General features: G+C 66.7%; 18 protein-coding genes and 1 pseudogene. 10 read left to right on the top strand and 9 right to left on the bottom strand.

Going from position 1 to position 14,878, the window contains the following annotated elements; genetic code table 11:
• Positions 1–367: 367 nt before the first annotated feature.
• Entirely contained in the window at positions 368–628 is a 261-nt protein-coding gene (locus tag BM228_RS31490; protein WP_092046975.1) for a hypothetical protein, read from the bottom strand.
• Between the two features lie 150 nt (positions 629–778).
• A pseudogene (locus BM228_RS35210) lies at positions 779–2,217 on the bottom strand (transposase).
• Between the two features lie 342 nt (positions 2,218–2,559).
• On the opposite strand from BM228_RS35210, the gene BM228_RS31465 reads away from it, so the two are divergent.
• A complete protein-coding gene (locus tag BM228_RS31465) occupies positions 2,560–3,081 on the top strand; it encodes a Ros/MucR family transcriptional regulator (RefSeq protein WP_092046978.1) in 522 nt (173 codons plus the stop codon).
• A 123-nt stretch (positions 3,082–3,204) separates the two neighbouring features.
• Positions 3,205–3,441 (top strand): hypothetical protein, encoded by a 237-nt coding sequence (locus BM228_RS31460; protein WP_092046965.1) that lies wholly within the window; start codon positions 3,205–3,207, stop codon positions 3,439–3,441.
• A 714-nt stretch (positions 3,442–4,155) separates the two neighbouring features.
• On the opposite strand, the gene BM228_RS31450 is transcribed toward BM228_RS31460, so the two are convergent.
• The 6 genes from BM228_RS31450 to BM228_RS35705 all read right to left on the bottom strand — a co-directional run bounded on the left by BM228_RS31450 (position 4,156) and on the right by BM228_RS35705 (position 7,540).
• Positions 4,156–4,890 (bottom strand): ABC transporter ATP-binding protein, encoded by a 735-nt coding sequence (locus BM228_RS31450; protein WP_092046959.1) that lies wholly within the window; start codon positions 4,888–4,890, stop codon positions 4,156–4,158.
• Positions 4,880–5,710, bottom strand: coding sequence for an ABC transporter ATP-binding protein (locus tag BM228_RS31445; protein ID WP_092046956.1), 831 nt, complete (start codon positions 5,708–5,710; stop codon positions 4,880–4,882). Before BM228_RS31445 ends, BM228_RS31450 begins: the two co-directional genes overlap by 11 nt.
• On the bottom strand, positions 5,710–6,498 hold the full coding sequence (locus BM228_RS31440) for an ABC transporter permease subunit (protein ID WP_092046954.1): 789 nt from the start codon (positions 6,496–6,498) through the stop codon (positions 5,710–5,712). The genes BM228_RS31445 and BM228_RS31440 overlap by 1 nt, the downstream gene beginning before the upstream one ends.
• Before the next feature lie 123 nt (positions 6,499–6,621).
• Complete coding sequence (locus tag BM228_RS35715; RefSeq protein ID WP_244537416.1) at positions 6,622–6,969, bottom strand: ABC transporter permease; 348 nt, start codon at positions 6,967–6,969, stop codon at positions 6,622–6,624.
• Positions 6,966–7,238: an ABC transporter permease gene (locus BM228_RS35710; protein WP_244537415.1), complete on the bottom strand. Its 273-nt coding sequence runs from the start codon at positions 7,236–7,238 to the stop codon at positions 6,966–6,968. Before BM228_RS35710 ends, BM228_RS35715 begins: the two co-directional genes overlap by 4 nt.
• A complete protein-coding gene (locus tag BM228_RS35705) occupies positions 7,223–7,540 on the bottom strand; it encodes an ABC transporter permease family protein (protein WP_244537414.1) in 318 nt (105 codons plus the stop codon). The genes BM228_RS35710 and BM228_RS35705 overlap by 16 nt, the downstream gene beginning before the upstream one ends.
• Between BM228_RS35705 and BM228_RS31430 the strand changes: the two genes are divergently transcribed.
• From BM228_RS31430 to BM228_RS31390, 8 genes are all read left to right on the top strand, one after another.
• On the top strand, positions 7,533–7,922 hold the full coding sequence (locus BM228_RS31430) for a hypothetical protein (protein WP_092046951.1): 390 nt from the start codon (positions 7,533–7,535) through the stop codon (positions 7,920–7,922). The two genes, BM228_RS35705 and BM228_RS31430, sit on opposite strands and share 8 nt — an antisense overlap.
• On the top strand, positions 7,923–8,573 hold the full coding sequence (locus BM228_RS31425; RefSeq protein ID WP_092046948.1) for an acyl-CoA dehydrogenase family protein: 651 nt from the start codon (positions 7,923–7,925) through the stop codon (positions 8,571–8,573).
• On the top strand, positions 8,573–9,967 hold the full coding sequence (locus BM228_RS31420) for an LLM class flavin-dependent oxidoreductase (RefSeq protein ID WP_092046946.1): 1,395 nt from the start codon (positions 8,573–8,575) through the stop codon (positions 9,965–9,967). The genes BM228_RS31425 and BM228_RS31420 overlap by 1 nt, the downstream gene beginning before the upstream one ends.
• A gap of 12 nt (positions 9,968–9,979) precedes the next feature.
• Complete coding sequence (locus BM228_RS31415) at positions 9,980–10,168, top strand: helix-turn-helix domain-containing protein (RefSeq protein WP_092046944.1); 189 nt, start codon at positions 9,980–9,982, stop codon at positions 10,166–10,168.
• Positions 10,169–10,206: 38 nt separating this feature from the next.
• A complete protein-coding gene (locus tag BM228_RS31410; protein ID WP_092046941.1) occupies positions 10,207–10,884 on the top strand; it encodes a LysR substrate-binding domain-containing protein in 678 nt (225 codons plus the stop codon).
• A 342-nt stretch (positions 10,885–11,226) separates the two neighbouring features.
• Positions 11,227–11,361, top strand: coding sequence for a hypothetical protein (locus tag BM228_RS35965; protein ID WP_280142370.1), 135 nt, complete (start codon positions 11,227–11,229; stop codon positions 11,359–11,361).
• 2,039 nt (positions 11,362–13,400) lie between these two features.
• Positions 13,401–13,592, top strand: a complete 192-nt coding sequence (locus BM228_RS31395; protein ID WP_092046932.1) for a hypothetical protein — start codon at positions 13,401–13,403, stop codon at positions 13,590–13,592.
• Positions 13,593–13,840: 248 nt separating this feature from the next.
• Entirely contained in the window at positions 13,841–14,047 is a 207-nt protein-coding gene (locus BM228_RS31390) for a hypothetical protein (protein ID WP_092046929.1), read from the top strand.
• A gap of 63 nt (positions 14,048–14,110) precedes the next feature.
• Here BM228_RS31390 and BM228_RS31385 read toward each other — a convergent pair whose 3' ends face one another.
• The gene (locus BM228_RS31385) at positions 14,111–14,572 is read right to left on the bottom strand and encodes a Ros/MucR family transcriptional regulator (RefSeq protein ID WP_092046926.1); all 462 of its coding nucleotides are present in this window, start codon (positions 14,570–14,572) and stop codon (positions 14,111–14,113) included.
• Positions 14,573–14,878: the final 306 nt, after the last annotated feature.

Here is a 14,878-nt window from a genome sequence, read left to right as displayed (position 1 = left end):
CAGGTCCGCAGACAGGGGTGAAGGCATGAGCAAGCTCCTTCACTCACCAACGCGCTACCCGCTAACTCGTCTCAACCAGCGCGGGACCGGCTCTAGCAACTCAACGATCGATCAGAGGCGTAATCCGGCCCCTACGAACTTCTCTCATGATGGCCCACCAAGTGATATGCAGTTGCCAGCTTCGGGCTCGGTGGTGGTGTTTTTGGCCGAAGCTGAAAGCCCGCACAATCTGTCGTCGTCGCGGGCTTTTGTGTGCGGGAGGGGCTGTTAACGTTCTCGCGAGCACCCGGCGTGACGCACCGACTGCTCCCTAAAACTCAGCCCACCCGGTCAACCGGCGCGGGCTTCGTCGTGCATTAGGTCACGCTCAATGCCGCGCCTCGGGTCGATCACCGACGAAGGAGGCTATGCCAACGGCATTTACCATAGCGACAAAGGCGGCGAGTGCGTCCGCATCGGTAGCGAACGTGGTGTCCCACCGAATGCAGCCGGAGAGATGTACCACTTCCAAGCGCCAGCATTCCGGCGTGCCCGGGAAGCGATAGATCTCGACCTCGACCGTCACTCCGTCGCGCGTGAAGGGACCCGAAAAAGGGGAATGCTCAAAGTCACGATCCTCCTCGTCCATACCTGCAGCTTTACACCGTTTTTCGATCCATGCCTTACCGTAGCGGCAGCTTCTGGCCTGCCCCCTTCGGTGACCCAGGTTCGAAGTTGGCGCATCGTCGGTTGAGGGCTCCCCGGATCTCGGTCCGACCGAATGGTGAGCCTCCGGGTCTCATTCGGCGGCCTGTTGGGCCGCCGCCAAGGCGAATTCCTGGGGCGTTCGCCACCCCGTGGCCGTGTCAGGACGGCGCTCGTTGTAGTGCCGCCGCCACGTCCCGATCTTGCTCCTCGCGTTGACCAACGACAGGAACCAGTTCGTGTTCAGGCACTCGTCGCGCTGGCGGCCGTTGAGCGATTCGACCAGCGTGTTGTCGGTCGGTTTCAGGATCTGCTTGAGGTGGGCAAACCGCATCTCGGTCTTATTGCGCTCGCGCCGCGAGGTTTTGCCTTCCAAAAAAGGGCGCGATGTGGTGGCGCATGTCCCGCGCGCCCTCGTAGATCGAGCGCGGGACCTTGCGCACCGGCTCGTTCGGGAGGCGCCGCGCCTTCAACGGGCATGGCGCACAGTCGAACTTGCTCGCGCGATACAGCAGCGCCGCCCCGTGGTTGACCAGGGTGCCGGTCGTGGTCAGCACTTGGCCTGCCGGGCAGCGGTAGACGTCGCCCGGCTGGTCGTAGGTGAAGTCGGCGCGTGGGAAGGTGCCATCGGTGCGGGCCGACTCGCAGAACACGCTGATATGCGGCTCGATGCCCGGCCCGTAGACGAGCCAGCCCAGCATCGCGGCCGAACCTTAGCCGCCGTCGCCGACCAGCTTGGCCGGATAGAGGCCGAAGCGCTCGCGCGAACGCGCGATCATGCGTTTGGTCGCTGTGACCTCGGCTTGCCGGATGGCCGTGGTCGCCTCGACCTCGACGATGACCGCATGGTCTAGATCGACCAGATAGTTGGCCGTGTAGGCGAAGAACGCCTGCCCGCCGTGCGCTCCGGTCCAGCGCGCGGCCGGATCGGCGGCCGAGATGAACTTGGGCGGCACCGGCGTCGCGGACCCGAAGGCGGCCTTGTCGAGGACGGCGAGGTACTCCTGAGCGGCGCGGCCCACGCCCTCAGGCGGGCAGACCGGCAGAGCCTTCGACCCCCTTCTGCCGATTGGCATCGCCTCCGATCAGGCCGCCATCTACGGCAAAGCCTTCGCCACCCACGAGGCCCTCGGCGATGCAGCGAGCGCGCATAGTCTCGAACAGACGACGCAGCAGGTCACTGTCGCGGAAGCGGCCATGGCGGTTCTCGGAGAAGGTGGGATGATCCGGCACCCGGCCGTCGAGTCCGCGCCGGCAGAACCAGCGGTAGGCGAGGTTAAGGTGAACCTCGTCGGACAGCCGGCGCTCCGAGCGGATGCTGAGGCAGTAGCCGATGATCAACATGCGGATCACAAACTCGGGATCGACGGAGGGGCGGCCCGTCGAAGCGTAGAACGGAGCCAGCTTCCGGCGCAGGCCGGTCAGGTCGACGAAGCGGTCGATGGAGCGAAGCAGATGGTCGGCGGGGACGTGCGTCTCGAGCGAGAATCCGTGGAAAACGGCACCCTACTCGACTTGCCGAGGTCCCATCATCTGCTTCGATCCCCGTCTCTCGACAGAAGCGGGCAACCTCATCACTACCGCTCCAACACCAGACTTTTCCAACAGAGTCGATTGAGTTCACCCCCCCCGAAAGCACGATTATCTTTGTGCATGAATGTTGTCTAAATCTTTGTCGACATCTTATTCGCAGGTCGGTTATCGAAGAGAGCAGCCCCATGTCGGCTACGATGCTACTGCAGGATGCCGCTACGAAGATGCGGTTTTCGCTCCCCTCGTGGAAGCTTACAAAAGCGATTTCCATGCGTAGTATGGCATTGCTTTATCTCACGTACTGACACATAGTCTGGGGCCTTCAAGCATAGGGTGCGCATCGTGGACGAAGTCGCAGAGACGCTTGAGGGTGGGGCAATCAACTACATCGAGCTGACGGCGGATCTTGTTTCTGCCTACGTCTCGAACAACCACTTGCAGCCGAACGAAATTCCTTCACTGATCGCGAGCATGCACGCCGCGCTCACGGGACTTGGCCAGGATGGAGCCGCCGGAGCCCCGGCCATGGATAAGCCCACGCCTTCTCAAATTCGGAAGTCGATCACCCACGACGCGCTGATCAGTTTCATCGACGGCAGGCCGTACAAAACCCTGAAGCGCCACATCACTGGCAACGGCATGACCGTCGAGGAGTATCGGGAGCGCTACGGGCTACCGCGCGACTATCCGGTCACGGCTGCCAATTACTCCGAGCAGCGCTCGAAGCTCGCCACTGAGCTGGGTCTCGGCAAGCAGCGCAAGAACGCAGCGCCGAAGGCCGCCGAGCCTGTGGCAACCGCCCCGAAGAAGCCGAAGCGTGTTGTTGGAAGGCCGCGGAAGGCCAAGGCAGACGCTGAGGCCTGAGGGAGAGACCGGAGTTCCGTCCCCGACCTCCGTCATTTGACGACACCCATATTGATCAACGGACGTAGGAAAGACCTGCCTGCTGATTCCACCAGATCCAGTGGCACCTGCAGGAGTATCGCCATGGGTCTGACTGCTTTCCTGTTTTTCGTCCTCCCATGGATGGCATTCGCCTTCTGGCTGTCCCGTCTACCAAACGCTCTTCGCCTCGGCACCCCGACCACGCCTTGGCGCGCGCTAACGGATTATCCCGATCCGGTGCGGGATCAGCGACACGAGAAAAATGCCTACAACGTCGGCAGCGATGACGGATCCGGTAAGCTGGGTGGCGATAAGCATAGCCCGCTGATCAATCCCTGAGGACGACCCACAACACGAACCTGGGCACAGTTTTTGACTGGCGCGCATCGTGCGATAATCAGAAGCCGTGATCAATGCGGTGTTTAGGTAGTATTATTCCAAAGGTTAAATCTGTAGGCGTTTTGGCAAATGACGTCAAATTTAGTTTTCTAATCCGAACCATGTGGAATGGTGCCGCGCCAACGTCAATTGCCGGCTATGGCATCCCCTGCGCTGACCTCCTGCTTCCGATCGGTGGGGACGGCGTAGGCGTTCAATCGGGAGGCCCCGCATGACATACCGCGTCAGGATTGATCGTATCGGGAAGGCCGGAGTGCCGCGGAGCGCCCCACGGATCTACGATGCGAGGGATGAGGCCGACGCCACTATGATCGCAGCCTACGAGGTCGACGGCAGCAAGCCCGGCCGGCCTCGTGTCGCCACTGTGACCGACGCTACCGGGCGCATGGTGTTCACCTACTCCGGCCGTGCCGGTATGGCTTCGCCATGACCGGGCAAGAGCGCGAGGATTGGGCGCTTCACGATCGAGAGGCCAAAGCCCTCATCAGCGTGATGCTTACGTTCCAGGTAGCGTTCTTGGCGATCACGATGCTTTGGGCATGAGGGCTGCTGCTGTGGCCTTATCCTCCGGTAGCGGTGGAGCCACGAAGATCGGCTTCCTAGGCGCCTTTCGAAGGCCTTCGCATGCCGTTTGGAGTCGAAAGGCGGCAGCCTTCACTTCGCCGTGCCGGCCTTTGGAACCGCTCGCGCGACGAAATCGTCGCGTGATACGGCCTCTCCCGTTCGACCCGCCCGGAACGGCACGAGCCTGTCGCAGAGGAACGCGGCGACGGCGTCGTTGTGGCTGACCAGCACGTAGCTCAGGCCGAGCTCGTCCCGTAGGTCTGCCAGGAGGTTCAGGATCTCGGTCTGGACCGGGGCATCGAGCGCGGAGGTCGGCTCGTCGAGCAGCAACAAGGGCGGCCGGAGCATCAACGCCCTGGCGATGGCCACGCGCTGGCGTTGCCCGCCGGACAGCTGGTGCGGGTAGCGGTCGCGCAGCGTCGGCGAGAGGCCCACGGCCTCCAGCGCCCGGCGGATGCGGCATTCCCGGTCGGGGACGCGGTTGATGCGAAGCGGCTCGCGAAGCGTGGCGTCGACCGTGTGGCGGGGATGCAGGGACCCGTACGCGTCCTGGAAGACAATCTGGACCCGGGACGCCGAGTCGCCGAACGATCCCGCCGGGCCGCGCGGCCGTCCGTCGACGCGGATCCGGCCACGGCTCAAGGGATGGATGCCCGCGATGGCCCGCAGGAGCGTCGACTTGCCGGAGCCGGACCGGCCGACCAGGCCGACGCACTCGCCCTGCCTCAAGGCGAGGTCCGCGCCGGCGACGATCTCCCTGCCCCCGAGGGTGATCGCCACGTCCTCGACCGCGAGGAGGACGGGGTCGCCCGCGTCAATCGCCATGCGCCGTCCCCCGGTCGATGGTGGCGAGGCGGCGCGGGCGTCGCCCTAGCCGCGGGATGCAGCCGAGCAGCCCGCGGGTGTAGGGATGGCGTGCCTCGTGCAGCCGGTCGGCGCCGCACGCCTCGACGATCCTGCCTCGCCACATCACCAGGACGCGATCGCAGAAGGATGCGACGAGGTCGAGGTCGTGGCTGATGACGACCATCGCCATGCGGCGGCGCTCGACCTGCTCGCGAAGGGTCTCCATGACGCCGGCGGCGACGGCCATATCGAGCGCGGAGGTCGGCTCGTCCGCGATGAGCAGGCTCGGGTCCGGCGCCAGCATCATCGCGATCATGGCGCGCTGGGCCATGCCTCCTGACACCTCGTGGGGGTAGGCGCGGTAGACGCGCCCCGCATCGTCGAGCCCCAGCCCCTCCAGGGCCTCGAGCGTGCGCGCCCGCGCCTCGGCGGCGCTCGATCCCCGATGGCGGCGGTGGACCTCGTCGATCTGCGCACCGATCCGCATGACCGTGTTCAGCGACGCTTGCGGGTCCTGCATGACCATCGCGATCCTGCGGCCGCGCAGCTGCCGCCGCGCGCGGGGACCCATCCCCAGCAGGTCGCGGCCCTCGAAGCTCAGGCGCGTGGCCTCGACGCGTGCATGGGTCGCCAGCAGGCCGAGGACGGCGCGCGCGGTCTGCGACTTGCCGGAACCCGATTCCCCGACGATCCCGAGCCTCTCGTTCGACGCCAGGCGAAAGGACACGCCGTCCACCACCGGGACGCCGCCATATGCGACCGAGAGCGCATCGACGTCGAGCAGGGGCGAGCGATCCATCATGCCCGTCCCCGCGCCGCCCGGGGGTCCAGCGCGTCCCGAAGCCCGTCGCCGATAAGGTTGAAGGCAAGGCTGACCGCGAAGATCGCGCCGCCAGGCATGGCCGAGACCCACCAGTACGGCGTCAGGAACTGCCGGCCGTTTGCGACCATCGCGCCCCATTCGGGCGTGGGCGGCTGCGCGCCCAGGCCGAGGAAGCCCAGCCCAGCGGCGACGAGGATGATCCCGGCGAGGTCCATCGCCAGGCGCACGACGGCCGAGGTCGCGCAGAGGGGCAGCATGTGTCGCCAGAGGACGCCCGGGTGCGAGGCGCCGGCCATGCGCGCGGCGACGACGAAGTCGCGCCCGCGAAGCGACAGGACCTCGGCCCGCGCCTGACGCGCGTAGGGAGGCCATGCGCTGATCGCGATCGCGATTACCGCGTTCCCGATCCCCGGGCCGAGGGCCGCCGCGAGGGCGAGGGCGAGCAGGAGCCGCGGGAAGGCCATGAAGACGTCCGTCGCGCGCATCAGCACGCCGTCGCACAGCCCCCCGAAATAGCCCGCGCACAAGCCCACGAGCAGCCCCGCCGGGGCGACGCATACGGCGGCAAGCGCCGTGATCAGGAGGGTGATCCGGCTGCCGTGCACGACGCGGCTGAAGATGTCGCGGCCGAGCTGGTCCGTCCCGAACGGGTGCGCGCCGGAAGGGGGGGCCAGCCTGGCGGCCAGCGACTGCGCGTGCGGGTCGTGGGGTGCGATCCAGGGAGCGGCCGCCGCGACGACGAGGAGCACGGCGACGATCGACAGGCCGACGGCGGCTCGGCCGCGCGCACGCCGCGAGGCCGAGCCGCCGCACCCCGCGGCGCCACCTGCCGCTGGGCCGTGCCCGCCCGGTGACTTCGCCGAGCGTGACGGCGTCGAGGCCGCCGGTCACCGGGAGATCCTCGGGTCGAGCAAAGGGTTGAGCGAATCGACGAGGGCGTTCAGCGACACGAAGCACGCTCCTATGACGGTGGTCGCGCCGAGGACGGCGGGCAGGTCGGCGCTGAACAGCGCCTGGGTGACGTAGAGCCCGATGCCGGGCCACGCGAAGACGGTCTCGGTGAGCACCGCCCCCTCGAGCAGGTAGGCGTAGGAGAGAGCCGTGGCGGTGAGCAGGGGGACCAGCGCGTTGCCCAGGGCATGCCGCCAGACGACGCGGGCCTCGCTCAGGCCCTTGGCGCGCGCGGCCAGCACGTATTCGGCGGACAGCTCCTGCAGCATGAGGCTGCGCGTCATCCGCATAGGTAGGCCGCGGTATGGAAGCCCAGCAGGGAGGCCGGGAGCACCAGGTGGGAGACGGCGTCGCGGAAGGCGTCCAAGGAGCCCCCCAGGAGCGTGTCGACCAGGACGAGGCCCGTGCGCGCCTCGACGGAATACCGGTAGGCCACGTCGAGGCGGCCGGGGCCTCCGACCCAGCCGAGCCAAGAGTAGAAGACCGCGAGCCCGACCAGCTCGAGCCAGAACATCGGTGCGGAATAGCCGGCGAGCATCACGAGCCTGACCATGACGTCGGCGGCGCGCCCGACGCGGACCGCCGCGAGGACGCCCGCCGGGACACCGCGGCGATCCCAATCGCCATGGCGACCGTGGCGAGCTCGACGGTCGCCGGGAAGAAGCGCTCGACGTCGCGCAGCACCGGTTGCCCCGTCCCGACGGATGTCCCGAGATCGCCGTGCAGGACTCGCGCGAGGTAGCGCCAGAACTGCATCGGCAGCGGCCGGTCGAGGCCCATGTCCTGCCGTGCCGCCTCGTAGACCTCCGGGCTCGCCCGCTCGCCGACGACGGCGAGGACGGGATCTATGGGCAAGGCCCTGCCCGCCGCCCACGGCGGCGCCGACGTGTCGGCGCGAACACTCGCCGAGGTCGTCGCGCGGATCAGCGAGTCCGATCCAAGCGTCGGCCAGATCCCGCAGACCCACTTCTACTCGCTCGAGGCGATCCGCCTCCTGGGGACGGCCGCACAGAAGGACTTCTTCTTTGACTTGGCGCTGCGCGGCCTGCGGTTCGGCAACGCGATCGCGGAGACCGGCGCGCGAACCGCGTCGGCGGCGGATCGCAAGACCCGGCTCGTCCGCGAGGATGGGCGGCTCTCGCTCCACGGCCAGAAGTCCTACTGCACCGGCGCGCTCCTGTGCGATTGGCTCGCCGTCTTCGCGCGGGACGAGGGCGGCTTCCAGAACATGGCCTAAGTGCCGCGGAAATCGGCCGGGCTCGACCTGCGCGACGACTGGAGCGGGATGGGCCAGCGCACCACCGCCAGCGGAACCGCCATCCTCGACGACGTCCCGGTCTCCCCGGAGCACGTGCTCCCGTTCCAGGAGGTGTTCGACCGTCCCACGCGGCTCGGGCCCTTCTCCCAGCTCTACCACACGGCCATCCAGCTCGGGATCGCGCGGGCCGCGCTGGCCGACCTGAAGCGCTTCGTGCTCGAGCGCGCCCGCCCATGGATCGACAGCGGGGCGCGGAGGGCGGCCGACGACACGCTCCTGCTGTTCGACGCGGGCGCGCTCCGGGTCGACCTGCACGCGGCGGAGGAACTCCTGTGGCTCGCCGCAGAGCAGGTCGACGCCGTGCGCGACGCCCGCGACGCCGGGGCGGTCGCGGCCGCCTCGATCGCCGTGGCGAAGGCCAAGATCCTGGCGACGGAAGTCTCGCTCAAGGCCGCCGGCAAGCTTTTGGAGCTCTCCGGCAGCCAGGCCACCCTGGCCCAGTTCAACCTGGACCGCCACTGGCGGAACGCCCGGACCCACAGCCTGCACGACCCGGTCCGGTGGAAGTTCCCCACGATCGGGAACTACCTTCTCAACGGCGTGCCGCCGCCGCGCCGGGGATACGTCTGATGCCCGCCAAGCCGCCCACGCTGATCCTCAACGCCTTCGAGATGGCCTGCGCCGGGCACATCTGCCACGGCCTGTGGTCCCATCCGCGCGACGAGACCCACCGTTTCGGCGAGCTCGCCTACTGGGAGGAGGTCGCCCGCACGCTGGAGGAGGGGATGTTCGACGGCATCTTCTTCGCGGACGGGCTCGGCGTCTACGACGTCTACCGCGGGGACTACGAGATCGCGCTGCGCGAGGGCATCCAGGTCCCGCGCCTGGACCCGATGCTGATCGTGCCGACCATGGCGCACGCGACGCGGCACCTCGGGTTCGGCATCACGTCGAGCGTGACCTACGAGCCGCCCTACCTGTTCGCCAGGCGCATGTCGACGCTGGACCAGCTCACGGGCGGGCGCGTCGGCTGGAACGTGGTGACGGGCTACCTCGACAGCGCGGCGAAGGGGGTCGGCCTCGGCGCCCAGCCCGGTCACGACGACCGATACGACCGCGCCGACGACTACATGGACGCGGTCTACGGGCTGTGGGAAGGCAGCTGGGACGACGGGGCGGTGCGCCTCGACCGCGCGGGCCGGACCTACGTCGACCCGGCCCGGGTGCGTCGCGTCGTGCACGACGGACCGTTCCATCGCGTCGACGCCCCGCACCTGTGCGCGCCGACCCCGCAGCGCACCCCGGTCCTCTACCAGGCCGGCGCGTCGGACCGGGGGCGGCGATTCGCGGCGCGCCATGCCGAGTGCGTCTTCGTCATGGGCCCGAACCGGGCCGTGGTCGCCGGGATCGTCCACGACCTGCGCCGGGCCGTGGAGGAGGAGGGGCGCGACCCCTACGCCGTCCGCGTCCTGGCCGGCCTGAACATCGTCGTCGGGGCCACGGACGCGGAGGCGCGCGACAGGCTCGCCGAGTACCGGCTCCATGCCAGCCCGGAGGCGGGCCTGGCCCACTTCTCCGCCACGGTCGGCATCGACTTCTCGGCCTACGCGCTTGACGAGCCGATCCGTTACGCCCCCAACGAGGGTGGCCGGTCCGCCCTCGAGGCCTTCACGCGGCGGGGCGGCGGAAAGGTCTGGACGGTGCGCGAGTTGCTGGACGCCATGCCGCTCGGCTCCCGGGTCCATACCTTCGTGGGATCCCCGGAGGCGGTGGCCGACGAGCTCCAGGCCTGGCGCTCCGAGGCCAACGTGGACGGCCTCAACCTGATCAGGACGGTCGCGCCCGAGAGCTTCCGCGACTTCGCGCGCCTCGTCGTCCCGGTCCTCCAGGAGCGCGGGCTCGTCGGGGCGCGGCGGGCGGAGGGCACGCTGCAGCGCAAGCTGTTCGGCGAGGCGGACGTACTGCCCGCGAGCCACTACGGCTCGCGATTCCGCGGCGATGGCGGGCGCGGCCGGCCGGACTGACCTTCGCCAGCCATGTTGAGCCTCGGCCACCTCGACCTGCTGTCGCTGCGCATCTTCGTCCTGGCCGCCCATACCCGCAGCCTCACCGAGACCGCCGAGCGGGTCCACATGACCCTGTCCGCGGTGAGCCGGCGCGTCCGGGCTCTTAAGGCCTCGCGGGCGAGCCGTTCTTCGAGCGCAGGGCGCAGGGCCTCGAGCTGACCGCCGCAGGGCAAGCCCTGCTGGTCCACGCCCAGGTCATGGTCGCCTCCGCCGAGACGCTCGTGCGCTCCATGGACGATTTCTCGCGCGTCGGGCAGGGTCGCGTTCGGATCTGGGCCAACATATCGGCCGTCGTCCAATTCCTCCCGAGGGACCTCTACGCGTTCCAGGCGACGCATCCGCGCATCCGCATCGAGCTGGAGGAGCGCTTCAGCGAGGAGACGCTGCACGCGCTGCGGTCCGGCGACATCGACGTCGGCATCGTCGCCGACAACAAGCTGTCCGCCGGCCTGCTGCAGCGTCCCTACCGCGAGGATCGGCTCGTGGTCGTGGTTCCGCGGGACCATCCCGTCGCCCAACTCGGGAGCGTCGGCTTCGGCGATATCGCGGACCTTGACCTGGTGGGGTTCAACCACGGCAGCGACATCCTGCGCCGGCTCGACGGTTTGGCCAACGCCGAGGGCAAGCTCCTGCGCATCCGGGTGCGGGCGACAAGCTTCGAGGCCGTCCTGAGCCTGGTCGAGGCCGGACACGGCCTGGGCGTGCTGCCGCGCGCCGTTGTGTCGAGCCGTCTGTCCGACCGCCATCTCGCGGCGATCCCGATCCACCAGGAATGGGCGCGCCGGCGCTTGTGGATCACCTTCCGCGGTTCCGGGGGGACGGGCGCGGAAACGGACTGCCTGATCCGCTTCCTGAAGGATCGAACCGCTCCCTGAGGGTACGGCGGGGGAAGGGTGAACCTTAAGGGTGTGGCCGGTCGCTCAGGATTCCCCGGCGCAGCCGCGCCCAGGGACCCGACGGTGGCCGCCATCACCATCGGCAACCCGTCACACTGCGGGTCCGGCGGCACAACGTCCGAGAGGTTGGACTCGACTTAGTCGCTTTCGTTTTGGTCGACCGACGTTCGCAGGGACGACAGGAAACCTCCGGCGGTCTCGCTACCTACCCCGTCCGAGCAACACGGAGCCCCGCCATGCGCATCACCATCGCCGCCGTCGTCCCGGCGACCATGACCCCGCCCACGCCCAGACGCCGGAGGGAACGGTCGCCATCGGCCCGTGGAAGGTCGTCGCGGTGTCGAGGGCCAGGAGTTAGAGCGGTGCACGATGACCCGCACAACCGATGACGGGGTCGACGTGCAGTTCACCCGCGACGTCGCCGGGCTCGACCTGACCATGAGCTCGCAGACGTAGAAGCTTGGCCGCGGCAGGAGCTGCCCGGTCGAGTTGGCGGCCGGCTCCTCGGACTGCAGGTCGAGGTCTCCGCCTCGGGCAACGCCGTGTCGCTGCCGGTGAAGGAGGAGCGATTCCGGAAGTCGCTCCGGCTGACGCTGGCGGAAGCCAAGCCTGCCGTCGGACGCTCTCGGGCAATCCCGCCAAGAATCGATTGGCCGCCGCCACCATCCCGCACGGCACGTCGGACCCCGCCTAGGGCGAAAGCGAAGCGCCCCGTGAAGCCGCCGACCCTGAGGGAAGTGCTCCGACGGAGGGCTGAGGCTGATGCGGAAAGGCGTCGGGCAGCCGCCGCGGCGGGAAAATCGCAGGCTGCTGAAGGAACTGGCCGAGCAGGCCGCCTACGGGCTCAGCAGCGGCAACTGCAGGCCGAGCGCGATCGGCAGTGGGCGCGATCGCAGGCGAGCGGCTGAAACTAATTCGGCAGGAGGTGCGTATCGGCCTGCCTACCTCTTTTGGGTAATTCGGGCATCACCTTGATTGTTGATCCATTCCCCTCTGCTTAGTGCAACGGGTCCCAGGAGGTACAAATGAACTCAAGGAGCTGGGGTATTCAATTGTGATGCCGCTCATGAACCGCGCGACGGACACTATCTGCAGATTTCTCAATCATAATTTTCCCTCGCAGGACAGCGGAAGGGACCTTTTTCTCCAGAATGTGTCTATGCCCATGCGCAAACTGATCCTGCTTGCATTGATTGGTGTGATGTGGGCAATAGTTATCGGTGCTGTCGGATATCTAATTGCGATGTATTTTTGATAGTCCATAGCTTAGATTTTAATCCATAAAATTTTAACGAAAAACATTGGAGGCGACTCGATGTAACAAATTGTGCTTTTTGTCGCAATATATTCCGCATCGCTTTATGCACGCTACCGTTGTACCATCCTGGCTCTTCCTCGCTTTAGGGGGATTAAGCGGGAGTTGGTGGTGGTGTATGGGATATCTATTGATTGCCCTGCTAGGGGCCACCTGTGGAGCGCTATTGAACTGGTATCTGCTGGTCCCGATCGTGACAGCCATCGCGCTAGCCGCAGGAATGGCTGGCTCCCTCAATGGGTACACGTTCGGTCATGTCTTGGCTGACATCGTCTTCAAGGTCTGCGTACTGGAGGCAAGTTGGTTGGCCTCGGTCTGCATCATTACGCGCATGATCAAGAGGAGGCCGGACCGACTTGATCGCTCTAGAGGACCAGACCGCGCCCCATCCAAACGGGGAAGCTAACAGATCGCATGGTCTAATGGGCGATAGAACAACTCACGTCGAGCTCAGCAAGCGAAAGTGAATGAACAATGGTCAAAAGCGACGAATGCCCGAACGTAATAAGCCGCTCGCTTACAGTTAGCTGTCAAATAACACCACATCTTTGAGCATCGGCTGCACACGACGCGCGCGCGAGATGATCGCCAACCGTATTGAGTCCTCCGAACCTATTCTTCAGAGCCGGGCCCGGCCTGAATAGCGCCGTTGCTTGCGCCGCTCGGCAGGCCTGCACGTCGAGTGCTGAGTGGATGCGCCGTGCTCTTCGAGAGCGACTGGCCTCCGACGGCGTCGCACCGCCCGACCTAGACGATTGCGATGGCCCCCGCACGCCCCCTGCCGCCCCTGCCTTCCGTCAGGCAGCGTGACGATGGTCGGCATGTACGCGATCCCCACCGTCTCCATTCGCCGCAACCGCCACGACGGCAACGTTGCGCCTCACGTCACACTCCGTCCAAGCTACATTGACCGTCAGTCGGCGGTGCTCGCGCCGCGTACGGTTGCCCAGATCCTCGTAGGCCGCAATGCCGTTCTGGCACAGCGCGAGGGGCCTGGAAGCCAGCCTCGCGGATCTGGTGTCGAACGGTTCAGCGGAAGACCTGTCAGCCCTCGCTACCCGAATCGCCTTGGCCAAGATCAAGCAGGATCAGGCAGAGACCCCGCAGGCTGCTGCGATGATCGCCGAGGCCGACGCCAGAGCTGAGGCGGACGCCGAGCAGGACCGTTCGCAAAACCGGCATGGAGGCTTCCGCAGAGGCAGGCCGGCTCGCTGACCTGTACGTCATGATGGCCCAGGAGATGGCCAAGTCGCTCAGCCAACTGCGCGAGCACGAGCGCGTGATCGCCGGGGCGAACGGGAACCTGCCCGATGGAGCCGAGCCGGTAGCGCCGGGTGAGCCTCACGACGGAAATCCCGGTACGCCGATCTAGTACGAGACCCAGTACGAAGTCGTACGCGTGAACCCGGACGGCCCGCGGGTTGGTGTAACGAGCACTCCCGGCAACTCTCAGTGGCACGCGCTCGCCTAGCAACTCCGCAGGCCGTTCCTCGACCGCCTGCGTCGCGACCAGGCCAGGGCGACAGCAGGGCGGCTGCCGGGCCTACCACGCCCTACATGGGCAAGGCCGACGGTGAGGGCTGAGCCTCCCGGGAGAAGGCCAGGAAAGCCTTCGAGGCGATGCAGGAGGGCGAGGGCCGCCTCGATGCCTCAGCCCGCCGTGCCGGTGTCGTGGGCGGCACGAAGGTCGAGGCGAACGGCAGCGTGTCGGTCCTCGTTCAGAAGCCTGGGCCGGACACGAAGGTCCGCACCTCGGCCTCGGGCAACCTGTTCAAGGACGTGGTTCTGCAGCGGGGACGGAAGATGGCGCCGGCCGGGAACACCTAATTTGTCCCCTCAGCGTCGCACGTTTGGAACGACGCCGAGGACCATACTTAACAAAAAATTTGATCAGGCCGCTTCCCCGCCGCCTTTGCGATCACGCTTAGCTGCGTTGCCGGGGACACCGAGACCGATAGCTTTAGCCAAAGCGGAGCGCCGCTCAGCGTAGCTCGGGGCCACCATCGGGTAGTCGGCCGGCAGCCCGTAGCGCTCGCGGTAGCTCTGCGGGCTCAGGCCTTTGGCAGTCAGATGTCGCTTGAGCGTCCTGTAGGCCTGTCCGTCGATGAAGCTGACAATGCCGTCCTGCTGGACCGACCTACGGACCTGCGCCGGCGTCGGCTTCTCGACGTTTGACGAGGCATCTGTCAGTGGCATCGGACCAGCCACTAAACCTACGACAGCACCGTGCACACGAGCGATCAATGTGGGCAATTCGGACGCCGGAACTGGGGTGTTAGACACGTAGGCCGCGACGATATCTCCAGCCAATGCGATGTGGTCGGCGCTGCGATCAAGCGTGTCCGTCGTCACTTTGATCGATCCTCATATGCCCCTCGCCTTGAGCGTGTGTCCTTTTTGGATCGGGCGCAAGTTAATCGTTCGCGACGAGGGCGCTGATCACACCTGAGTGCTGGGCGTGCACGTCGTGATGTCAGCGTCTCCGCATACAGACGATCTCAGCTGTACTGCTGCTGGGGCGTTACAATAGACATTGGGCGCGACCATAAGTCTCCTTCCGACTTAGAGCCGGTCCCGCGCTGGTTGAGACGAGTTAGCGGGTAGCGCGTTGGTGAGTGAAGGAGCTTGCTCATGCCTTCACCCCTGTCTGCGGACCTG

Source organism: Methylobacterium pseudosasicola (assembly GCF_900114535.1).
In the GTDB taxonomy this organism is placed as follows: domain Bacteria; phylum Pseudomonadota; class Alphaproteobacteria; order Rhizobiales; family Beijerinckiaceae; genus Methylobacterium; species Methylobacterium pseudosasicola.
This window is presented reverse-complemented; position numbering and strand designations above follow the sequence as displayed.